The organism is uncultured Sanguibacteroides sp. (genome assembly GCF_900543425.1).
GTDB lineage: Bacteria > Bacteroidota > Bacteroidia > Bacteroidales > Marinifilaceae > Gabonibacter.
This window is the reverse complement of the sequence record NZ_UQRQ01000005.1, coordinates 133,297-157,708: the sequence shown is the minus strand read 5'-3', so window position 1 is coordinate 157,708 and position 24,412 is coordinate 133,297. Positions and strand designations below refer to the sequence as shown.

At 42.2% G+C, this 24,412-nt stretch carries 15 protein-coding genes; 5 read left to right on the top strand and 10 right to left on the bottom strand.

The features are described from left to right. Positions 1-170 precede the first annotated feature (170 nt). From QZR76_RS04260 to QZR76_RS04245, 4 genes are all read left to right on the top strand, one after another. Positions 171-3,521, top strand: a complete 3,351-nt coding sequence (locus QZR76_RS04260) for an ABC transporter permease subunit (protein WP_294140705.1) — start codon at positions 171-173, stop codon at positions 3,519-3,521. A 1,136-nt stretch (positions 3,522-4,657) separates the two neighbouring features. Continuing rightward, positions 4,658-7,783, top strand: a complete 3,126-nt coding sequence (locus QZR76_RS04255; RefSeq protein ID WP_294140703.1) for a SusC/RagA family TonB-linked outer membrane protein — start codon at positions 4,658-4,660, stop codon at positions 7,781-7,783. Positions 7,784-7,794: 11 nt separating this feature from the next. Next, on the top strand, positions 7,795-9,345 hold the full coding sequence (locus tag QZR76_RS04250) for a SusD/RagB family nutrient-binding outer membrane lipoprotein (RefSeq protein WP_294140701.1): 1,551 nt from the start codon (positions 7,795-7,797) through the stop codon (positions 9,343-9,345). An 18-nt stretch (positions 9,346-9,363) separates the two neighbouring features. Further along, complete coding sequence (locus QZR76_RS04245) at positions 9,364-10,182, top strand: hypothetical protein (RefSeq protein WP_294140700.1); 819 nt, start codon at positions 9,364-9,366, stop codon at positions 10,180-10,182. Positions 10,183-10,278: 96 nt separating this feature from the next. Here the strand turns inward: QZR76_RS04245 and QZR76_RS04240 are convergent, their stop codons facing one another. The 7 genes from QZR76_RS04240 to QZR76_RS04210 form a co-directional block, all read right to left on the bottom strand. After that, on the bottom strand, positions 10,279-11,550 hold the full coding sequence (locus QZR76_RS04240) for a pitrilysin family protein (RefSeq protein ID WP_294140699.1): 1,272 nt from the start codon (positions 11,548-11,550) through the stop codon (positions 10,279-10,281). A 34-nt stretch (positions 11,551-11,584) separates the two neighbouring features. Beyond that, positions 11,585-12,820, bottom strand: a complete 1,236-nt coding sequence (locus tag QZR76_RS04235; protein WP_294140698.1) for a pitrilysin family protein — start codon at positions 12,818-12,820, stop codon at positions 11,585-11,587. A gap of 17 nt (positions 12,821-12,837) precedes the next feature. After that, positions 12,838-13,785 carry a DUF561 domain-containing protein gene (locus tag QZR76_RS04230; protein ID WP_294140696.1) on the bottom strand — a complete coding sequence of 316 codons (948 nt, stop codon included), beginning with the start codon at positions 13,783-13,785 and terminating at the stop codon, positions 12,838-12,840. A 143-nt stretch (positions 13,786-13,928) separates the two neighbouring features. Continuing rightward, positions 13,929-15,326 carry an MFS transporter gene (locus tag QZR76_RS04225; protein ID WP_294140695.1) on the bottom strand — a complete coding sequence of 466 codons (1,398 nt, stop codon included), beginning with the start codon at positions 15,324-15,326 and terminating at the stop codon, positions 13,929-13,931. Positions 15,327-15,394: 68 nt separating this feature from the next. Continuing rightward, the gene (locus QZR76_RS04220; RefSeq protein ID WP_294140694.1) at positions 15,395-16,342 is read right to left on the bottom strand and encodes a glycosyltransferase family 2 protein; all 948 of its coding nucleotides are present in this window, start codon (positions 16,340-16,342) and stop codon (positions 15,395-15,397) included. Positions 16,343-16,359: 17 nt separating this feature from the next. Next, positions 16,360-16,881 carry a DUF4199 domain-containing protein gene (locus QZR76_RS04215; RefSeq protein WP_294140693.1) on the bottom strand — a complete coding sequence of 174 codons (522 nt, stop codon included), beginning with the start codon at positions 16,879-16,881 and terminating at the stop codon, positions 16,360-16,362. Between the two features lie 7 nt (positions 16,882-16,888). Beyond that, positions 16,889-17,809, bottom strand: a complete 921-nt coding sequence (locus QZR76_RS04210; protein ID WP_294140692.1) for a glucosaminidase domain-containing protein — start codon at positions 17,807-17,809, stop codon at positions 16,889-16,891. Positions 17,810-17,857: 48 nt separating this feature from the next. On the opposite strand from QZR76_RS04210, the gene QZR76_RS04205 reads away from it, so the two are divergent. Then, positions 17,858-18,319: a cytidine deaminase gene (locus QZR76_RS04205; RefSeq protein ID WP_294140691.1), complete on the top strand. Its 462-nt coding sequence runs from the start codon at positions 17,858-17,860 to the stop codon at positions 18,317-18,319. Between the two features lie 59 nt (positions 18,320-18,378). Here the strand turns inward: QZR76_RS04205 and QZR76_RS04200 are convergent, their stop codons facing one another. The 3 genes from QZR76_RS04200 to recJ form a co-directional block, all read right to left on the bottom strand. Further along, a complete protein-coding gene (locus QZR76_RS04200; protein ID WP_294140690.1) occupies positions 18,379-21,666 on the bottom strand; it encodes an ABC transporter permease in 3,288 nt (1,095 codons plus the stop codon). A 233-nt stretch (positions 21,667-21,899) separates the two neighbouring features. Beyond that, positions 21,900-22,511 (bottom strand): recombination mediator RecR, encoded by a 612-nt coding sequence (gene recR, locus QZR76_RS04195; RefSeq protein ID WP_294140689.1) that lies wholly within the window; start codon positions 22,509-22,511, stop codon positions 21,900-21,902. Further along, the gene (recJ, locus tag QZR76_RS04190) at positions 22,512-24,236 is read right to left on the bottom strand and encodes a single-stranded-DNA-specific exonuclease RecJ (RefSeq protein WP_294140688.1); all 1,725 of its coding nucleotides are present in this window, start codon (positions 24,234-24,236) and stop codon (positions 22,512-22,514) included. Positions 24,237-24,412: the final 176 nt, after the last annotated feature.

Below are 24,412 nucleotides of genomic sequence, written 5' to 3'. Positions count from 1 at the left end.
GTGTAATGTAAAAAACGACCCATGCGGAGAGATGGGGGAGGTTTGGTTGATTTTTTCAGTTTTCTACATTATCGGATGTTGGAAAAAGATAAGGAGGTAGGTTAGAAATCCGTATGACTATTCGGTTTGAAATGGATAAACAAACTTATGAAATTAATAAATATAGTACTATGAACCTGCATGATATTAAAACGGTGGCTTGCTACGAGGCAAAGACATTACAACGTTCTTGGATTTTTAGGATTTTATTTTTTTTAACCTTGGTTTTAATTACCTATTTACAATGGCTCGTACAATGTAAACAACCTCTATTTAACCAATGGAACTGGAATTTATTGGCATTAGCCTCTTCAATGCCGCTGGTGAATGCCTATCTTTATAATATAGTTCAATCTTTACTGGTGATATTCGTGGCTGCCGAATTATTCACGCGGGAGAGGCAGGTAGGTCCCCTGGAAGTGATTCATGCCCGTCCGGTCAGTAACGAGGATTACTTTTGGGGAAAGGTGGTGGGAATTGCAGCGGTTTTTGTTTCGTTGAATCTACTATCCGTATTCATTTGTTTCGGTTTAAATGTATGGGGAAGTATAGCCCCGTTTAACCCCTGGTATTCCTTTTTTTACATCCTGACTTTGACATTTCCCTCTTTGATATTTATGCTGGGAGTTACTTTATGGCTGACGACCCTTACGCGCTCACGCATACTCTCGATATTCCTTTCTCTCTGCCTATTGTATGTTTCGGTAACGGTGTTGGATAAGGTTTTTCACGGGAACCTGAATTTTTTAGGTTCCTCTTTGTCTAACCTGTTTTCGAGTGTAACGGGTCATGTGGATTTAGGTTATTATTTGCTTCAACGTTTGGCTTTTTTCCTTTTGGGATGTGGGTTTATCGTTTGGAGCTTGATACGAATAAAACGTTTGCCGAACGAACTGAAGTCGATTCCCCGACTTCGGTTGGCGGGAATTTTGTTCGTATTGACAGTTCTATTATTAGAAGGAGCCTGTTTTTATCGTTTTATACGGGAAGATGCAGTCCGGGAGCAATACAGGGCGAGCTTCGAACGTTACTGGAAAGGTTGTTCGACTCGGGTTTCCACTCACGCGATAACTCTTCGGCAAAAAGGAGAACATTTGGAACTGACCAGCGAGATGGTGTTGCGTAATTCCAGCGGAGAAAAAATACCTCGATTGGTATTGTTTCTGAACCCGGGGTTGCGTGTAACAAGCGTGAAAGAGGGAGATAAAACGCTGACTTACGAGCGGGATCATCAGGTGTTATTGATAGACCGTCCTCTTGAAGCGGACGATAGCGTACGTTTGGATTTGATATACAAGGGAACAATAGACGAGCGGGTATGTTATCTGGAGGTTCCCGATCCTCTCTATTATGATACCGGTCGTAATGATCCTTTTTTTCATTTCGGTCGTCGTTATGCTTTCGTGAGCAATACCTTCCTCTTGCTCGTTCCGGAAAATATCTGGTATCCCGTTGCTATTCCTCCGGTGAATCCGAAAGCTCCCTGGTTGTCAATAAAAGATTTTACGCGTTATAGTTTAGCTGTAGTGAATCCGGTTCAATCCACCTTATTGTCGCAAGGTCCTTCTCGCGAGGAGGGGGACACGCTTTGGTTTCAACCTCCTTTTCCGTTGGGAGGACTTTCGATTAGCGGGGGAGATTATGAACGTTACACGTTAAAATTAAAAAGTTGTGATCTCGATCTCTATTATTTTAAGGGAAGCGATGTGCTTAGTAGTCTGTTGAAGGATTATAAGCCGGAAGAAATGGGTAATTACATCGAAAAAAAGATAGCCGACTTGGAATGGCATACAAAGGTGATGAGTTCCAGATCCTTGTTTGACAGTATTTCTGAAATGGTGATGCGTCGGGATTGGTGCGGTTATCCTTCCAGTCGTCTGATCGTTGCGGAGACTCCGCTTCCTTTTATTTCTCATTTCCGGGAGTGGACAGGAAAAAGCGAATTCGTTCAATCGGGTATGGCTTTGTTTTCTGAAAGGGGAGTGGGAATGAAGGTTCCGGATTACAGACGGATATTAAAACAAAATGCGGATAACGCTGTAAAAATGGCTTCGTATAATCTTAGCCCGGAGTTTTTGAAATTATCTGAAATGAATAGCCTGCTATCTCCTTTTATCTCTTGTTTTTTAGATAAAACCGGGTATTCTAATCGTCAAAATTTGTTTCTTAGCAGGCTTCGAAAGAGCTCTTCGTATGCGGTTGATAGATCCAAAAATTTGTTTGACAGTTATACTCTGTTTCGGGAACCGCAGTCTTACATTTACTCTGTCGATTATCCGACTGTCGATTTGTTATTGAAAAATATCTTGCGGGACCGGTCGCAAATCGAGAATATATATCAACAAATGAGTTCTGCCGAATATATGGCACAGGCTTATTTGTTAAGTCATAGTTTGGAGGATGCTATGCAAGATGAGACATTGGATCCCGATGTATTACGTATGGCTCTTCAGCTGGAGACCCGTTCTTTGTTGAACCATTTTACCGTAGATATTTCTATGCCGGTTTTTTGTGATTTCCTGAATGATTTTTGTAAAAAGAATCAAGGAATAATTCCTTTGGAGAAGTTTACCTCGGAGTTGAATGAGCGGTTTGGTGTTGATTTTACGGAGGTTTTAGAACAATGGAGCTCAAAATCACCCACTCACTTCTTGGTAAGGGATATGGAAGTGAATAAAATAGAGGAAGGAGCGGGAATGCATATTCGTTTTAAAATAAAGAATAGTGGGAAATCTAAAGGACTTGTTTCCGTTTTATATGGAGCTACGAGAAGTACGGACTCTTATAATTTTTATTTGAATCCGGATGAATGTAAGGAAGTAAGCATTCAAGGTTTTTTCACCGGAAATTTTCAGATAAATACCGGAGTGTCTTATAATATCCCCGGAAGGATAGCTATGATCAAAAAAATGGATCAGGTGAGTGTCAGTGCGAGGGTTGGCCAAATTCCCAAGACGATATGTAGTTTATCGGATATTCATCCGGATGAGTTTTTGCCTAAATCCGGAGAGATTATCGTGGATAATGAAGATCCCGGCTTTCGTCTGATTGAGCCCGATAAAACATTTTTCCGACGTCTCTTTGAAAACAAAGATGAGAACACGATAGAAACCTCTCTCGGGTTGGGATTTTCCCGGTGGCAAAAAGTAGTCTCTCCTCAATATTTGGGAGATAGCGTGCGTTCTGCTTACTGTAAGGAGTGTAAAAACGGAAAATATAAAGCCGAATGGAAAGCGCTTATCCCGGAAGCCGGAAGCTATGAGGTATTCGTTTTCTTACCTGAATTGCCGAGTAATTATCATTATACGGTTTATTGCGGACAAGAAGAGCAGGAGGTATGGGCGAAAGCCATAGGGTGGTTCTCGTTGGGAACCTATGATTTTCCAAAAGGAGAGGCAAAGGTCGTTTTGGATGACCGGCGTATGGAAGATTACGACTTTTATGTCATTGCGGATGCCGTGAAATGGGTAAAGGTAGATTGACCTTTTCAGGTGGAATGTGTTGTCCGTGTCGTAATTTAATTTGTGCTTTAGGACGTCGGGCTATGGAGATGTTATAAATCACAGGGGAACAGAAGCGTTTAGTTGAATCATGGTTTATTACGATAAAAAGAAGGGCAGGGAAATTATTGTCGAGTGAAAGAGGAAAGAGCCGATCGGAATTTTTACTTTTCGATCGGCTCTTTTTTAGCTGTATACCGGAAGAGTTTTTTGGCCGTTTTTTTAGTCTTTACGGTTGCATTTCTTGTTGAGAATTATTCTAAATATAAGGAAAATCTTCACATTTTTCTTTTGTCTTATTCCGCCTAATGCAGAATCTTTAGTTTTATGATTCATTGGAATGCATCTGTTTTGTTATTAGATTATTGTAGTGGTATTGTGATGGCTGTATGCTATATTATTGTGCATTTGATTAAAGTATATAAAATAGATAAGTTTGTTGTTAAAAATGCCGGGTGGAGACCAATAAAATTGTTTTATAAAACAAATAAACATATATGATAAATAATTGATTTATATATAGTTATATGTTAGTATAAAACCTTCGTTTAATGACATTTCCAACAAAAGAAAATCGCAATTAGCTCACAAAAGACAACATATTGAGTACAAGAAATGAACATTTCTCAAAAAATATTTATTTTATTTGTATTTGTAATTTTTTTACTATATTTGCAGTAATCAAAAAACGAAGGTTTTTTGATACGTGTATTAAAAATAGTTATGAGTACAGTCAGATGTGAGGTACGATAATGGATGTATTTGTGGTTTGTTTGTCTTCTAAAATTGGATATCTGAATACTCCGGACCTTTAAGGGATGATAGGTTCAGTTTGATGAAAAGATAACTGGAGACTCCCGGAATAAAAATCGATTATTCCGAAAAGTAATAATTTCTTTTAAGTACGCTACTTGTTAACACGAGCTATCAATGGTATTTGCCGTGGAGAAGAGTTTTTTCTTTTAGGTTCGAAAATCTTTTTCGCCATTTCTTTCATGTAATAAGGTAGTGTGGAATTATTGATTTGTACCGGTAAATAAGATTGGTTTGTTATTGTGTTGATTTTCAATGCAATATTTATTGTTAACTACAAATGATGTCTAACTAAAAACATGACTATGAAAAAGACGATTCAGTTGATTGTTTTCCTGTTGTTAGCGGGAGTACAATTGTGTTTTGCTCAAAAGCGTGAGGTCTCGGGTACGGTGACTGATGCTGTTGATGGATCTCCGTTACCGGGGGTTACCGTTGTTATAAAAGGAACGAATGTCGGGACATCAACCGATGTGAAAGGGCATTATGTTTTAAAAAACGTTGAGGCGGATGCCGTTCTTGTTTTTTCTTTTGTGGGGATGAAAAAACAGGAGATTAATTCCGGTACACGTAAGGTGATTGACGTGAAAATGGAACAGGAGACGGAACGCCTGGAACAGGTGGTGGTAACTGCTTTAGGTATTAAGCGTCAAAAACGCGATTTGGGGTATTCGACCGTAAACGTGAGTAACCGGGAACTGGTTAAGGCTCGTGCTCTGAACGTGGCTGTCGGGTTACAGGGAAAAGTACCCGGGTTAAATATCACGGGCTTGAACAGTAGCGTGTTCGAGGATGTGAAGATCAATTTGCGAGGAATACGTTCGCTGACCGGAGACAATAACCCGATGTTGTTGTTGGATGGGGTCCCGGTAGCTTTAAGTTTCCTTTCGTCTTTAAATCCAAACGATATAGAGAGTGTAAATGTATTGAAGGGAACCTCTGCTGCTGCTATTTACGGTCCTGATGCCCGTAACGGGGTAATCGTTGTGACGACAAAAGTAGGTGCCGAAGGTGCTAAGCCGGAGATTACGATCAGTAACTCGACCCAATTTAGCCAAGTCTCTATGTTTCCCAAATTTCAAACGGAGTTCGGAAGCGGAGGATACGGTGATTATATTCCTTACGAGAATTGGTCTTACGGACCGGCTTACGACGGCTCGGAAGTCGTGTTAGGAGAGACATTGCCGGATGGTAGTGTGCAGAAGGTGAAGTATTCCCCAATAAAGAATAATCGACGGAAGTTTTTTAAAACAGGAATGACCATGCAAAACGATGTTTCTTACCTGGCTAAAGATTTTTTCCTGAGTGTACAGGATGCGCTCATTAAGGGGGTGGTTCCGAACGACCGCAACCGGAGAACGGGTATTCGTCTCAATGCTTCCAAAACCTATAAAATTTTTACGGTTAATTTTAATTCGAATTACATCCAGTCTAATTATGACGTGTTTGATGATACGGCTATGAGTGATTATTACTCTGCCAATAACGTGGGGTTGAATGACGGTTTGATGAACCTGATTTTTTCCACGCAGGCTCATGTGCCGTTGACCTCTTACAAAGATTACAAGAACAACGCGTTCGCCACTTACGATAATTACTACAATCGGTACGGGATAAATCCTTATATTGCGTTAGATACTTGGAGAAGAAAAGGAAAAAAGCAGGATCTGATTACCAGTATAGACTTTAAATTGTCACCTACCGGTTGGTGGGACATCAATTACCGGGCTGCCATGACTTACCGGACGGAACAATATAAAGTCAAGACCCTGCTCCGAACGGTGACGGAATATGGAGAACATCGGGGAATATCGACTATCCCCCAGCGGGTGGAGGATTACTCTTATGTACAGAATAGGCTCTCTTCCGAATTGTATATGAATTTTCATAAAACTCTCGGGGATTTTAAGGGAAACCTATTGGTGGGAACTTACGTTCGCGATGTGGATACGAAGAGTATGAACATGATCGGAGACAGGTTAATTGTTGAAGATCTGTTTAATGTTTCCGCGAGGCCGGGAGAATTGACGGGAGGATCCGACAAATACAGGGTGCGGATGCTTTCGTTTTACGGAAGTTTGACGTTGAATTATAAAAACTTCGTCAACTTGGAAGTTACAGGGCGTAACGATAAGACCTCGGTGCTCGATCCGAAACACAACAGTTTCTTTTATCCGGGTGTGAGTGCCTCGGTTGTTTTGACCGATGCTATTCCCGTTATAAAGTCTGATGTATTCAACTTCTTTAAATTGCGGGCTTCGTGGAATAAAACCGGTAATGCCGACATCGATCCCTATTTGTTAAGTGCTACCTCGGCTCAAATCTTGGGGTTCCCCTATGCCGGACTTCCCGGATACTCGATTAATTCGACCTCTTATGATCCTTTGTTGAAGCCGGAGTTTGTAAAGAGTATAGAATTCGGTTTTGAAGCGAGTCTTTTGGATAACCGGGTTACGCTGGATATGACCTACTATAACCAGAAGAACACGAACCAAATCGTACGGGTAAGAGTTCCCCGTTCTACCGGTTATAGTTTTGCCTATTTGAATGCTGCTTCTTTTAAAAATTTCGGTTTTGAGGCGCAATTAAAATTAACGCCGCTCGTCCGGTTTCGGGAATGGGACTTTAACTTAGGTACGAGCTTTACTTATAACGATAGTAAGGTTCTTTCCATTTTCGGGGATTTGGAGGAGTTGTCCGTCGGTGGATTCTACGCGGCCAGTAATCAAGCTGTCGTGGGTAAACCTGCTTTCGTGTTCAGTGCGAAAGATTATCAGCGAGATCCCGAAGGGAGGGTGATTGTGGATGCCGGGACCGGATTGCCGAAAGTTGACGAAACCAATAAAATATTCGGCAGAACGATGCCGAAATACATTATGGGGCTGAATCCGACGATCACCTGGAGAGGATTGACGATCTCCGCTACTTTTGAGTATAAAGGCGGATATTATGCCTTTAATATGATTGGTGCCGATATGGCATGGACGGGAGTCTCCGAAAGGACAGGGGCCAATCACAGGGAACGCTTCGTTTTCCCGAACTCGGTCTACGAGGATCCCAAAAATCCGGGGAAATATATACCGAATGAGAATGTGACAATCACGGATGTGAATGATTTTTGGACGGGAGATAACTACCGGACGGTAGGAACGAACTTCCTGACGAGTGCCGATTCCTGGCGTTTTCGGGAATTTTCGATCTCTTACGATCTTCCACAGTCACTTATCGGAAAACAAAACGTGATCAAAGGCGTCACGATTGCTTTCACCGGACGGAATTTGGCCCTTTGGTTACCGAAGTCCAATGTGTATGGAGATCCTGATTTTCAAGGAAGTTATTTTAGTGATCAGAGAAATGTTTCCGGAGTGGGAGATGCTACTGTGAATCCCCCGACCCGGAGTTTTGGAGGAACAATTACGGTTAAATTTTAAATTAAACGGATATGAAGAAGATACAAATACATATGATTATTCCTTTTGTTATGCTCTTAATAGTAGGGTGTGGCGAGAGTTATTTCGATATCAATCAGAATCCGAACAGTGCTGCGGAAGCAAATATGACGCCAAACCTGATACTACCCAGTGCCATGAATCGGGTTGGGGTTTTGACAGCCGCTACCCAGCCGAGTACGGATTATACCCAATTGAACGGAGCGAACGGAAATTATCAACAATGGATGGGATATTATGCCCGTTGTGCCGGGACTTACGGTCCGAATACGGATCTTGAGGCATTCCAGCTTTCGGCAACTTTTAACCAGGGGGTTTGGCACGATTGGATGGATGTGCTGAAAGATTTCGACGTGATGGAGAAAAGTGCTGTTGCCAGGGGGGAAAAGGCTTACGAAGCGATTGCCAAGATCATGAAAGCCATAGGTTTTATGACGCTTGTGGATCAGTACAATAATATTCCTTATACTCATTGTTTCGACATCACAAATTACATGTTAACTCCTTACGACAAAGCGGAGGATATCTATAAGGATTTATTGGAACAATTAGCGAAAGCAGACGAACTGTTGAAGACAGCCGAACAGGGAGAGAATTACGATATCGGGCGTGCGGATGTCGTTTTCAAGGGCGATTTAAAAATGTGGCGGAAGTTAGGGAACACGCAACGTTTGCGGATGCTTATGCATGAGGCTGATTTTCTTGGGGCTGCCGCTTTGAAAACGGAAGCGGACAAAATCGTGGCCAACGGGGCTGGCTTCCTTGGAGAGGGAGAGACTGCTGCCGTTCATTTGACCTATTCGGCGGATAAGGGAAAACAAAATCCTTTCTGGAATACTTATAGAGAAAATGATCAAGGGGTTGCGGATGCTTTCTTCCGGGCCAATAATTTCTTTCTGAATCTTTTACGGGATAATGGGGACATCCGGTATACCTATTTTTACTCGAAAGCTAAAACTCCCACGGGAGGAGAGTATTACATCGGTTTCGATTTCGGGGTGGTGGACAATAGCCTGCCCGATGGAGCCCACTCGTCTATGGTTTCCGGTCCGGGTATCGCTAAATCGGTCGATATGCCGCAATGGTTTTTACCCTCTTTCGAGAGCCTTTTCTTGCAGGCGGAAGCTATCCAACGGGGAGCCCTCGCCGGGGATGCTCAAAAAGTTTACGAGAAGGCCGTAACCGAATCTTTCGTGTGGTTAGGGGTGGAAGATGCCACAGATGTAGCCGACAAATACCTGCATCCCACGGGGGCGACCGATACTAAGTTTGCGGAGTGGGACAGCCATCCGGATAAATTGCGATTGATCTATCTGCAAAAGTACATTGCCATGTACGGAATCAACGGGGCGGAATCCTGGACGGATTACCGGAGGACCGGGGTACCTGAAATTCCTCGTTCCAAGCATCCGAGTGTTGGAAATAACCATATCCCCTATCGTTTGATTTACCCGACCACCGAATACCAGTTCAATAACAAGAACGCAACGGCTCAGGGAACGATTAATCCTCAGGCAAACAAGATATTCTGGGATAAAAATTAACGCTTAAAGTATTAGATTATGAAAAAGATACATGTATTGATATGGATGATGTCAGTAATTTCATTGGGATTGACTTCCTGTTTGAAAGATGACAAGATCGATGACTTGGAGTATGGTATCAGACCGGAAGACCTTGCTACGAAAAAGATCATCGAAATACCAGCAAATGCGGACCACGTAAAATCTATAGCTGTTTTGGCATTAGGAGCCGAACAGGAGATTGCGATCGGGGAAGTGCGGTTAGCAGCTAAGGATCCGGCAAGGGAGGATATTGAAGTCGTATTGAAAAAGTCTGCACAAGGAAATTTGATACCTGAAGGAGGCGAGCTGTTTCCGTTGGATAAGATCACTCTTCCGACGTCTGTGGTGATCCCGAAAGGAGAACGAGCCGTACCTTTAACAGCAAAGATAAAGACAGAAGCTCTGCAGGCTAATGGCAGTTATCTGGTGATAGAAATAGAGTCCGTGAAGCAGCCGGGTTATACGATAAGCGGAAATTTTGGAAATCTGTTATTGGCTCTGAAAGTACGTAGTCCGTACGAGGGTAAATACAAGTATGAAATGGAGGGGGATTTTGCTCCTCCGGCAAGTACGGAAGTTTACCTGGAAACGGTTAGTCCTACCCGGTTGTCGGCCGGTGGATTATTTGGTGGTAAGTTCTCGAATAAAGTATATTACGAGATCGATCCGACAACGAACAAGGTAACTCTTGACGTCGACGGACAGGCCACTTCCGTTATCTCGGGAACTTATGATCCGAACAAAAAATCGTTCACGATCGAGTGGAATATTTTAGGAGGAAGGTACGTGAAGGAGACTTACACGTTGATACAATAGTAGCAACTTAACCCCTGTTTGTTAGCAAGAGGCCGTTCCCGTTTGTAGACGGGGCGGCCTCTTCGTTGTTTTCTCTTTACTATTTTATCGTGATTATTAACCTTTGCCCGCTTCGACGAAATACATCTCTTCTATATTCAGGTGCTTCCGGGCTGCTTGAAGAAGGTCCTCCGAGGTGCATTTTTTCATACGGTCGATCATTCTCAAGTAAAAAGTATTGTCCGTATCGTAATTCAATTTGTGTTTCAGGGCATCGGATTGGGCGAAAACACCGTCTAATTCCCGAAGCAGCTCCCCGTGAAAATAACTTTTAACAAGATCCAATTCTTCGGCCGGAATGGGTTCTTGCTGTAAACGGAGTATCTCTTTACGGATTTCAGTAATTGTTGCTTCTGCATAATCGGCATTGACATCGGTGGCGATGTTCCAATAAGAAGCGTTTTTCATACTGACATTAAATGAACTGATGCCGTAGGTAAAGCCTTTCTCTTCCCGGATATTGGACATCAGGCGGGAACCGAAATAACCGCCTAAAACCATGTTGAGCAGTTGGAAATCGGTATAATCCTCTTCCAGAAGTCGGACGCCCTTTTTACCGATACGAATACTGGTTTGCACGGCATCCGGTTTACGGATGCGGTATTGTCCGGTAGGCTGGCTCTGGATGTCGAATGTCGGTTCTACGTCCGGAACGGGAGATTGTAGTATGGAAAATTGTTTTTCGACCTCTTGTAAGACGGACGTACTCACGTTGCCGGAAAGAAAAATACGGCAATTCCGGGCTCCTACCCGTTTTTGATAGAATTCCAAAAGCCGGGTACGGGTTACTTTGTCGAAATCTTCCCGGGTAAAGTGATTGGCGTAAGGGTGTTGTTCTCCGAAAAGCAAGCGGAGAAATTCCATACGGGCCAGATAGGACGTTTTTTCCAGGTTGACCAGGTATTGTTGCTTTTTGTTACGGAGGTAGATTTCCAGTTCATGTTCCGGAAAGATACTGTCCGAAATCATCTCTGCAACCATTTCTATCGTTTTATTGGCGTATTTGTTTAAGGAGATCAGGCTGACTTCCGATCTATGTAATCCGCAGTTGTAATCCACGTAAGCCCCGTGATAGTCGAAAAATTCGGCTATCTCTTCGGAAGAATGGGAATGAGTCCCTTCGTTTAACAAATGGAGCATAGTGGAAGCAATGATCGGTTGAGGTTGATAATAAGCCCCGACGGAAAGAACGACATCCATTTTAAATACCTCTTGCTGCGGGTCATTTATGTAAATGATTTCTACTCCGTTGGAGAGTACTCTTTTTTGGTAATTCAGGATGGAAGGCTTGGTCAGGGCTTCCAGTTGAGGGGGTATATTGCGATTCATACGAATTAAATTGTCTGGATGATTATTCTGTGTTTTATTTCAGGTACCATAGGGTGGAACTGTTTTCCGGCGTAAAAAGTTGTTGTGCCGTATTTTTTATCATATCCCGGGTTATTTTTATATACCGGTCACGCTCCGTATTGATCAGGTCGATATCTCCGAGGTACTCGAAAAATGCGAGGTTGGCAGACTTTCCCTGGTAATTGATTTCGCTGTAGGAGATACGGGCATCGGTCTTGTTGATTACTTTCTGAAGCTCTCTTTCAGATATGTTTTCCTGGATAAAACGATCGATTTCATTCTGAATGGCCTGTTCTCCCTCTTCGATTTTTACTCCTTCCGATAGCTTTCCTGAAAAAATAAAGAGACCGGGATCCATATCACCTGTTACGTATGCATCTATTTCCGAAAATAGTTTACTGTTTTTTATCAGATTGACATATAGACGGGAAGATTGACCGTTGGACAAAATATCCGAAATGATATCACAGGTATAAAAATTGTCCGAATAACGGTCACCCATATGGAATACTTTATATAGAGCATCCGCGGGAACTTTGTTGTGTTCGCAAATCAATTGCCGGGCTTCCGTCTGTATAGGTTCTTGAGGCAATTTGTTTTTTACGGTATGAGCAGGAGGGATATCTCCGAACCATTTCTTTACCAACTCCAAGACCTGAGTCTCTTTAATATTTCCGCTAATACTGATAATGGCGTTATCCGGGGCGTAGAACCGATGGAAAAAATCTTTAACGTCTTCTAATGTCGCCTCTTCGATGTGTTCGATTTTTTTTCCTATGGTAGGCCATTGGTAGGGATGGACTCTGTAAGCTAACGGTCGCAACTTTAACCAAATGTCACCATACGGATTATTCAGGTAACGTTGTTTGAACTCTTCAATTACCACGTTTCGTTGTACATCGAGGGATTTTTGAGAAAAGTTAAGGCTAAGCATCCGATCCGATTCCAACCAGAGGGCTGTTTCGATATTGGCAGCAGGGATAGTAATGTAGTAATTGGTGTAATCATTGTTGGTGAAAGCGTTACTGTCTCCGCCTGCTTTTTGTACATGATAGTCGTAATCGGGGATGTGAATGGAGCCACCGAACATCAGGTGTTCGAAAAGATGGGCGAATCCGGTTCTATTCGGATCTTCGTCCTTTGCACCTACTTTATAAAGAATGTTTACGGAAACGAAAGGGGTTCCGGTATCCGTGTTACAGATAACCGTTAATCCATTGTCCAGTATATGTCGGGAATAATTAATCATTGTATTTCTATCGTGTATTAAATAAGTAATTTTTCTATGTTCTTCAACGCTTGCTCGTAGGTGGTAACGATATCGGTAATAATGGTTTCGACGCTTTCTTCCTGTTGTAGCATGGAAGAAATTTGTCCTATTTCCAATTCTCCTTCTTCCATGTCTCCTTCGAAAATACCTTTTTTAGCCCGGCCTTTGCCCAATACAGCCTTCAATGTTTCGGCGTCGGCTCCTTTGTCTTCCAGTTCTTTGATGTGTTCGTAAAAAGTATTTTTTATCAACCGGGTCGGTGCTAATTTCTTTAGTGCCAGCATGGTGTCACCCTCTTCGAGTTCATAAACTTTTTGTTTGAAATTCGGATGAGCCGAAGATTCTGCGGCCACGGCAAAACGGCTGCCGATTTGCACCCCGTCTGCACCCAAAACCATGGCGGCCAGCATCGACTCTCCGGAGGAGATGCCGCCTGCGGCAATGACCGGAAGAGAACAATGTTTAACCACGTTTGGTAGTAGGGTTAGTGTGGTGGTCTCTTCCCGTCCGTTATGTCCTCCTGCTTCGAAGCCTTCCGCCACGACGGCGTCTACTCCTGCCTCTTCGCTTTTCCGGGCGAAAACGGCACTACTGACGACATGAACAACCGTGATCCCGTGAGATTTCAGTAAGGGAGTCCACTTTTTAGGACTTCCGGCAGAAGTAAAGACAATCTTCACCTCTTCCTTGATGATGAGATCTATAAGTTTCTCCATTTCCGGATAGAGTAGAGGGATATTGATGCCCCAGGGTTTCTCCGTGGCCTGTTTCATTTTGCGGATATGTTCCGAAAGGGTTTCCGGATGCATGGAACCTGCCCCGAGTAGACCTAATCCGCCGTTGTTACTCACGGAAGAAGCCAGTTTCCATCCGCTACACCATACCATCCCGCCCTGTATGATCGGATATTTTATGTTGAAAAGTGTCGTTATCCTGTTTGCCATGTTCTATTCTTTATTTTCAGTTTGATCTATTCATATCGTATGCATGCAAAAATAGTTTTTATTTTGGTATAATACTATCGTATAATAAAAACGGGTGTTTCGTTTTTCGAAACACCCGTTTGGCAATAATTTGATAAACTATTTTATTTTTCGATATTCGGTAATTCCAGACCGTATCCTTTCTTTTTGTCTTCGGCTTTTAACCATAAACCTAAAAGGAAAGCCAGAACGCCAAGACTGGCGAAAATCAACATCGGAACGGTATAGTTATAACTTACACCTTCAACTCCGGCTTTGATTTGTTCGGAAACACCCGGATTACTTGCCTTTAAGGACCATCCGATAAGGATAGGGAAAGACAATAAACCGATATTCTGAATCCAGAAAATAACGGAATAAGCTGATCCTAAGTATCTGTTCTCTACTAATTTGGGAACGGAAGGCCATAAGGCTGCCGGAACCAAAGAGAAAGAGATTCCCAAAATAACGATAGCTACGTAAGCGATAAAGTGATTCAAAGGTGCTAATGCGAAGATCAGGTGACAACCGCACATTAGGAGAGCTCCTATGATTAGCATGGTTGCCCCTTTACCTTTATGATCCAAGTAGGCTCCCAATAAAGGAGTTAATACCATTGCACCGATAGGGAACCAGGAGAACACGGCTGCCGCATCGGTTGCGCTAAGTCCTAAACGGCTTTCCAACATACCCGTTGCGAACTTCTGGAACGGGAAGATGGCCGAATAATATAGTACGCATAAGAAAGCTACAATGAGGAATGTTTTACTGGTAAATAACTTCCCGATATCACTGATATGGAAAGGATCTTCCGGTTCCGTGTTCATCTCTCCGATTTGTTTATCCAATTTCTTATCCATGAATACATATACCAGGAAGGTCAACAGACCGATACAAAGTAAGGTACAACATACTGCTACCGGGGTAACGATGTCCGGATTAATGCTTCCTGCCAATAGCGGAGAAATACGGAATACGGCAAATACTCCCAAACGAGCTATGGCCATTTCCAATCCCATTGCCAAAGCCAATTCTTTTCCGCTAAACCATTTCACGATCGCTTTTGACACGGTGATACCGGCCATTTCCGTACCACAACCGAATATGGCGAATCCGATGGAAGCAACTTTGGCGCTGGCCGGAACACTTGTCCAGAAGGAGTTGAAAAATTCATACCCGACACCACCATTGTTGAAATATTCGGTAATAGCATATAGTTTGATAGAACCTCCGATAACCATCAGAGAAGCCGAGAGAAGTCCTGTAAAACGGACCCCCATCTTATCGAGGATGATACCCGCAAAAATAAGGAAGAAGAAAAAAACGTTTAAGAAAAATTCGGAACCTTCTTCCATTCCGAATACGTCCGGACTCCATCCGCGTTCCGTCTCTAATAAGGTTTGTAATGGGGATAAAACATCTACAAACATGTACGCGAAAAACATGGTCGATGCAATAAGGATCAAGGCTGTCCACCTGGCAGCTTTTGAGTCCCTAAGGGTTTGTTGAATCTTTTCAGTCATGATATTTTATTTATAAATTAAAATTTGCACATACACCGTTCAAAAGTAGGATAAAATTTGGAATTTCTTTATATTTTTTTCTCTATTCTGTATACATTTCTGTCATTGGCACTTCTGGAGATCAATTCTGCTAAAAATCCGGCTAAAAACAGCTGGGTTCCGAGAATCATACAGGTTAGCGCAATATAAAAATACGGATTGTTGGCAATTAGGGGAGCTTTTATATCTCTGCTTAATGCTATTAACTTCTCTACACCCAACCATCCGGCCGCAAAAAAACCGATAATAAACAAAACTGTTCCTAATGCACCGAAAAGGTGCATTGGCTTTTTGGCAAATCGGGTGATAAAGGTGACGGATAATAAATCCAGAAAACCGTTGATAAAGCGATTGAGTCCGAATTTGGTGACTCCGTATTTTCGCGCCTGGTGGTGGACGACTTTCTCTCCGATACGGGTAAAACCGGCTTGTTTCGCTAAAATAGGGATATAACGGTGCATCTCACCGTATACCTCTATGTTTTTTACCACATTATTCTTGTATGCTTTTAATCCGCAATTAAAGTCATGTAGATATATTCCTGAAAATTTCCGGGCTGTTGCATTGTATAGCTTTGTCGGTATGGTTTTCGTGATCGGATCGTATCTTTTCTTTTTCCAACCGGAGACCAAATCGAAATCTTCTTCTGTGATCATGCGATAGAGTTCGGGAATTTCATCCGGACTATCCTGAAGATCGGCATCCATGGTAATGACCACGTCTCCCCGGGCATCTTCGAAACCACAATGCAAGGCGGCGGATTTTCCGTAATTCCTTCTGAATTTTATTCCATGTATACGGGAATCTTTTCGGGATAACTCTTCAATCACCTTCCATGAACCGTCATTACTGCCATCGTCTACTAAAATGATTTCGTAGCTAAAATGGTTCTCTTCCATAATCCGGTTAATCCATGTCGTAAGTTCGGGCAATGATTCTTCTTCGTTATATAAGGGAATGACAACAGATAAATCCATGGTTATTGTATTAAGATTTAAAATGGGGAAATGCGTTTTCGTAAGATTCCGGCTAAAAACAGGGTAAGGATAGTACCGAAAAATAGTTTATTTAGAAACTCTCCGACAGCAATACTGGCAGGATACAAAAAAGATTGAACGCTTTTTTCAAACGTTTCGTAAAAAGGAGTATTGCCGTATATCTGTTTTAGGGTCGAAAGCATTACTTTTTTAAATTGCATCATCTGGCCGGGATCGCTTGCGTAAAGAATAAAAATATAGAAGGCATAAAGCAAAGAAGCGATGCTCAGGATGTATATCCCGGTCGTAAACGATTTCCCGTAAGAGATGATCCCTTCCAAGTGGTCGTCCCGGAATTTTTTTACCCCCAAAAAAATGCCGGCAATCGTTAACATCAAAATGATGTTGTTTAGTTGGGGGTTCAAGGCAATATTTTTTCCGCCCCAGATGAAAAGCAGAGAAGTTATAATATAACTTCCGCCGACAAATAGGCCGAAAATACTATTGTATTGTAAAAAATCACTTGTTGTTTTTTTCATTATAATATTAATAAAGTTGAGAATAACCTCTTAAAGAGATCATTTCGCCGATTTGAGGTTGATCGCCGTTTTCCATAAAATTATACCGGAGTAATCGAGTCAGTTTGATGCCGTATATTTGAGAGATCATATACATGGTATCTCCTTTTTTGACTTTATAGAAGGTATAGCCTTTAGGCGCTTTATTTCTCTTGTTTTTTAAGAATACGTGCATACCCGTTCGGATAGAAGTCTCCTTCTTGTCGTTGTAAGCTAACAATTGCTTTAACGGGAGTCCGAAATATCGGGCAATGGCTTCAAACGTGTCGCCTTCCTTGATTTTGATACAGGGTCTGTTGTTGATATAAACGACACGTCGTTGGTAGTCTGGCCCACTATTCAACGTGTAGTTAACTTCGTAAGGGATCGGTTTAACCCGCTTCCCGGGACGATCGTAAACGAATAGTTTTTCTTCCTCGATGATTCGGATCAGCTTTTGAGCGTAATCCGGAGCCGTTGCGTATCCTGCTTTTTTTAATCCTTTTGCCCATCCTTTATAGTCTGTTCTGGGAAGCTCAAAAAGAAAGGAGTATCTTGAGCGTGAAGTCAGAAAGTTACTGTGGTCCACCCATGATTGTTCTGGATTTTTATATTTGCGAAAGCATTCGTTTCTCCGGTCGTCGTCTTTTTTAAAACTGGGCCCGTTCCAGTCATGGCACTTAATGCCAAAGTGATTGTTGGCGTTGATAGATAATTCGGATCTACCACAACCCGATTCCAATATTCCTTGTGCTAATTTGATGCTGGCAGGGATACCGGTGCGATCCATTTCCTGAATAGCGAGGTCTTTGTATTTTTTGATATAGTGTTTTCGACTATCCGGGGTGGCTGCCTCCAGTTGGGAACAAACCAAACAAAAAAAGAAAAAAACGTAAAATTTGTTCATCATCGGATATATTGTTTTATATTAGGCGGTAAAAATAATAAAAAAAACAGAATGGAAAAAGCAGAATTAAAGATAGAGTACGAGGTATATAAAGAATCTTGCCCGGGAGAGTATAAGGAGTTGTGTCGTGCGGCATCTGAGATCACACGTAATGCCTATTGTCGATATTCTGATTTTGCGGTAGGAGCGGCTGTTTTACTAAATAACGGAGAGATCGTATGCGGCTCGAATCAGGAAAATGTGGCTTTCCCTTCCGGAACCTGTGCGGAGCGCACGGCTTTGTTCTATGCTTGTTCTACCTATCCCGAGGTGGGAGTGAAGGCTATGGCTGTTGCGGCTCGTAATAAAGGGATTCCTCTGGAAGAATTTATAACTCCCTGCGGAGCCTGCCGACAGGTGATCTCCGAGGTGATCAAACGATACAAGTCTGATTTTGACGTGATTTTAATAGGACGGGAAACGACTATTAGGGTGAAGGCCAGTCAGTTGTTGCCTTTTGCTTTCGATATGTAGTAGTGTATTATCCCTCTTGTTCGTTTTATGTGGATTGACTTATATCGGTATGTAGGGAGTTACTCCCTTTTTACCCATTTTACCGCATCTACCACTAAAATCTGATCGGCAGATAATCCTTTATCGTGTAAGATTAATTTTATTTTGCCGGGTGATAAAGCATATTCTCCTAAAGAAATCCAGCCGAACGGGAAGTCCACTTTTTTCTCTTCCTCATTTTTGTCGGTGTAATAGATATGAACTTTACTTTTGCCTGTAGTGGGATCAAAAAGAATTCGTTCTTCTTTATCATCGTGGTGGAACGTGTAGTTGTACGGGGGACGTTTTAGGTTACTGCAATTTTCCAATTGATAAGAATATATAAAGAGTTCATAGGTGCCGCCTTTTTTTATTTCTGCACTCCACTCCACTTTAGACCTTCCTCCCTCGGTTTTACAAAAGCAAGTGGGCATGATATCTCCGTAGGCCCCGGTTTCAACGGCACGTGTCCATCGATGGGGAATATTAAATTGGATGTAATTGTATTTCTTCGGTTGTTTTCTTAGTTTCTGGAAAAAAGGCAATTCGTCTTGAATAATGCGGAAGCCCGGGTCGGTGTCGTCCACGATGATCTCGTTCGTCGGGGCAAGAAACGTCAGGGTGTCTACGGGTCGGATGTTTTGTATATCCAATGGTTTAACTTCCGGAACGATGTCACCAAAACTTGTTATTCCGAAATTTTCCGGCAGATTTCTGGAGTAATTGGTATTTAGGCAAAAAGAATAACTTAAAATGCGTTCCATTTTATCCGGGGGAATAGAATCTTTCAAAAGATAATATATTTCAATTGATTCATTCGGATGAATCAATTGACCTTGTGTATGCCTGAATCCCCTCCTCAGGTTCTCTTCTACAGAAACGACACCGGCAACTCGACTTCGATTCCATATTTTGAAATTCAAATATATTTTGCCTTGCTGATTTACTTGTGCCTGAACAGGTTTTATGTCTTTGATATAAAAAGTGGGAACTCCCTGCTCGATGAACCATTTTTCTACGAGTGGCAGAATGTTTATTCCGAGATTTGTATTTAATTCTCTGGTAAATTGATCAAAAGATACTTCCCTGAATTGATATTTATGAAAAAAATAGTCTAAGAAATTTTTAAAATCGGGCCATGAAGTTTGCAAAAGGATGTGATCTTGTAATTGATAACTTTTTAGACGGATAATATCTTGTAAAAATTCTTGTGTTCCAGAATCTTCCAAAGCTTCTTTTAAACTTTTGTGCGTTAGGTACTCTATAGCATCCATATCGTTTTTTATTTTTAGGAATAAAGCGTGAGAAGGATGCGTTGTTCTTCGTTTTAGTCCGGTGTTTAACCATGAAATAACACGGTTCATGACGGGAAACTCCAAAGAATTGACGAATATATTTTGATTTTGCATGATAGATTGAAATAATTTTTCGCCTTTTGGAAAAAAGAGAGTACCGTTTCTGGTGATTTGATCTGATTCTAATATTTCGATTGTAAAAGGTAGTTTGTATTTCTCTACATAGATTTTGAGAAGTTTTGGGTAGTCTATCGGTTTTTTGTCTTCCCGCTCCGGCATGAGTATGATCTCCGGATGTATATAGTCCAAAAGGGGTGTCCATGAACGAGGGAAAGAGTAGAAGGAGCGAGGAGTCTCTATACAGGCCAGTTTATGAAAAGGACAAGTTGACTGTTCTAAGTAAACATGTATGAATCCTTCACATCCCTTTATTCTACCCGAATCGGATGCGTTTAGTGCTCCCCGTAGCGGGTAGTGTCCTTTTTTATTGTAGAATTCCCAACGGGTTATCGAGGTTTTTACCGTGTCCCGGGTCATATCTCCCTCGGAAAGGATAATACCTGTCAGGGGGTATTTGTTGTTGAAACACGCGGTATCTCCCGATAAAGTCATTTCACCCTGCGATATTATGGTTCTTTGCGGGGCAGAGATGACTTTTAATTTGAATAACGTGAAATCCTGTTGGTTGTTGAAAGGTTGGTCGAAGTTTACAGTGGGAATGGTAGTGGGATACCACAAGCATTCCGGTGTAAGTAGTGTAAATTTATCTCCTAAAAAGGCAAAGTGACGTCCGAGAGAGAGAAAATATTCCATTTTCTCCGTGCGGAAAAATTCCTCGTTTGAAATATCCGGGTAACAAACGAGGGGATCGATTTTACCTTTATAGTTTATGACGATTAGGGAGGTATCTCGTGGTTCCATGGCGGCATCCACCAGGATAAGTTGTTCTTTTCGCTGGAAGGGGATGTTTTCCCCGTTAAGAGTCAACTCCGTCACCTCTAATGCCGGGTTTAGGTAAAGCAATAGTGTGTCTGTTTTTCGGGGTGTCCGGTTGACGATAGTCATCAGGCTGGTGGCCTCGTATCTGTTTTTTTCTCTTTGGAAGATAATCTCGTGTTCGACGGTATTTATTTTTGGCAGGGGGGCGGCTTGGCGATAGACACGAGAGTACTCTGTTCTTTTGTCCTTGCTATGCTTGAAGTGCAGGCTGTAGATACTCGCGGCGATCAATACCCCTCCTGCGAAGAGCAGGAGCACCCGGACCGGTCCTTTGGAAAGTCCTTTATGCTCCGAGAAGTGGGGGAGTTTCGTTATCGCCACGGAAATCAAAACCCCTGAAAGCAATATAAAGATAGAACGTTGTAAAAGGTACACGTTGATTCCGGGGTGTCCGGTGACGGAAGAGAAAACATTGGGAATCTCGGAGGCGATGAAATCGAGAATCCCGTGCCCGACTGGAGGTAGAACAGAGATGGATGCGCCCCAGAATATAAACAGGACGAGAGAGGCAATCCAGACGTTTTTTATCAAAATTTTTAACATCATGGATAATCCCGTCATAAACAGTATTGCCGGGAGAGTGAGGGTAAGGAGGTAAAACAGGTAGAGAGAAAAATCAAAGGAGAAATTACTGGCGAAAAGATGAATCGTCATCGCGAGTATGATGACGAGTAAATCGATGAGTAAAATCATTTCAATTATCGCCAGGGTTTTCCCGATCACGTATTCCCCGGCGCTTGCCGGACGGGTAAGAAACACGTCGTTCGTGCTTTTCTTTTTATGCTGGTTTATAAAATCTCCGGCCAGAAAAATGACGGCCAGGGCCTGTAGAATACTGAAAAGGTACGCGTTCGTGAACGGGATGACCGATGGGATATTAACCCGGGGTTGTGATACTTTCCAATCGCTATGAAAATAAATATGAAAACACAGAATACCCCCCGTGATAAACAGGGTAAAGATTATGAAAATTAAATTTCTCCGGAGAAGAATTCTCTCGTAACGGGCAACGAGTTTAATGTAATTTAAATTCATGGTATCCAGGTTAGTCGTGATCGTTTTGACGATTTATGTTTACGATTAAAGGATTTAATTTTATTCTTTAACCAAACTCAATTTTTACAAATTTAATTAAATAACATGATAGTTGTTATTGTAATAGAATATAATATAAAATAAAGTTAGTTGTTTTGTATTTATTAATGTGTATTGATAATAACAACTAATTATTTGATAATGGAATATTGAGACGGATGGAGGTGGCGGGTTCAAATTTTGAATTCCACCCGGTTGATGATGGAGCGGCCGAGGGTGAGTTCGTCGGTGTACTCGAGATCGTTTCCCACGGCAATACCTTTGGCAAGGGTGCTGATGATCAGTTCTTCCCGGCGGGGGAGTTTTTTGTAGATATAGTAACCGGTCGTATCTCCTTCTATGGTGGCTCGTAAGGCAAAGATGATCTCTTTTACCGGGGAGGCCGATACCCGGGAGATCAGCGTATCAATATGCAAATCGGCTGGCCCGATGCCGTCCATGGGTGAGATGATTCCTCCCAATACATGGTAAATGCCATGATATTGTCCTGTGGCTTCGATGGACATCAGGTCCTTAATGTCTTCCACGACACAGATCGTGCTGTTGTCCCGTTGCGGATCGGCACAGATCTCGCATGTTTCTTGATCCGTGATATTATGGCATTGCCTGCATTCCCGGATAGATTCTTTTAGCTGTAAAATACTGTTCGTGAATAGGTCGACCTCTTCCTTGTTCTGGTGTAATATATGAAGGGCAAACCGGAGGGCGGTTTTGCGTCCGATACCCGGTAGTGTGGCAAATTGCTCTACCGCTTTTTCGAGTAATTTGGAAGAGAGCGATTGCATTTATCTATTGTCTTCTTTGAATTTAATATCTCGAACCATCATCTGTATATCGATTTTTCCCATGAAAACATTTTCCTGCAAGGTATAACAGATATCGAAGTACTCACCTTTACTGATACGATTGAAATAATCTCCCATGCTGAAGGCAATGCCGCTCCGGTCGTTACAGATACGAGTATCGTCCACTACCACTAATTTGAGGTGTTCGTTATTACGTCCGACCTGCTTCGATCCGATAAAATTGGTTACATTTTCCGTCATGAAAACGGGGATGTTGTTATTCGGCCCGAAGGGGGCGAATTTTTGAATCATATTGTAAAGTTCGGGGGTAATATCTCCCAATTTTATTTTAGCGTCGATATTGATTTGCGGGATTAGCATTTCGTCGGTAATCGTTTCGCTTACGATTTGTTGGAATCTTTTACGGAAGGGCTCTATATTTTCGAGTTTTAATGTTAACCCGGCAGCGTATTTATGTCCCCCGTAGTTTTCTAAATATTCGCTGCATTGAGAAATGGCATAATAGAGGTCAAATCCTTCTACCGAACGCGCAGAACCTGTCGCCAAACCGTTGGATTCGGTCAGAATGACGGTCGGCCTGTAGTAGTATTCCGTTAAACGGGAAGCTACAATTCCGATAACTCCTTTATGCCAGTTGGGGTTATACAAAACTGTTGCTTTCTGGGATTGATCGTATTGGGCTTGGCCTATGTATTCCAAGGCTTCCTCCGTGATATTGTGATCCAGCTTTTTACGTTGGTCGTTAAAATTGTTGATGCTTTCGGCAACCTCCATCGCCTTTTTGGCATCGTCGGCAATGAGTAGTTCAACCGATTTGTTGCCTGATTCGACCCGTCCGGCGGCATTGATCCTGGGGCCGATGCGGAAAACGATATCGTTGATCGTTAGCGGCTTGTTGATGCCGGAAAATTTTAATATGGTGTTGAGCCCCAAACTGGGACGCTCGTTAAGTTGCTGTAGACCGTAGTGGGCCAAGATTCGATTTTCACCCGTGATAGGAACAATATCACTGGCAATGCTGACACATATCAGATCCAGTAAGTTGTAAAGTTCCGACATCGGAAGATTGTGTTTTAGGCTATAAGCTTGGGCCAATTTAAAACTTACACCACAACCGCTGAGCCAACGATAGGGGTAGTTGCAATCGCTTCGTTGCGGATCCAGTACCGCAACGGCTTCCGGTAATTGCTCCCCGGGTGTGTGGTGATCACAAATGATTACATCCACCCCTTTGGTTTGAGCATATCGGACTTTTTCTACGGCTTTTACCCCACAATCGGTGACAATCATGAGCGAAATTCCGTGTTGGGCGGCGTAGTCGATGGCCCGAATGGAGACCCCGTAACCTTCCGTATACCGATCCGGTATGTAATATTCCGGTTTCTCGCATTTGTTTTTAAGGTATTTATACAGTAAAGCTACGGCTGTCGTTCCATCCACGTCATAATCTCCGTAGATCATAATTTTCTCTTCCGTTTGAATGGCTTTTTCAAGTCGGATAACCGCTTTATCCATATCTTTCATCAGGAAGGGGTCGTGTAACATATTTAAAGTGGGATTGAAGAAAGAGTGGGCCTCCTCTGCAGTTTCTACCCCTCTTTGTATTAAGAGGTTTGCAATGACATGACTGCAGTTAAGTTGTTTTGATAAAGTTTCTATTTTTTCCCACTTTGGTGGGGTATTGACTACCCATCTTTTTTTCATTATACACTTTCTCCTATTCAGCTACAAAGTAGTAGAATTTCCCTGTGATTTCAAAAGATTCGTAGTTATATTTTTTTAACCGACGGACTATTTTATGCTATTGAATTGTAAATCAGAGTAGGCTAAAAGTTAAAAGATAGAGGATAAATTTAAAAGTTTGAAAAAAGAAATGGAAC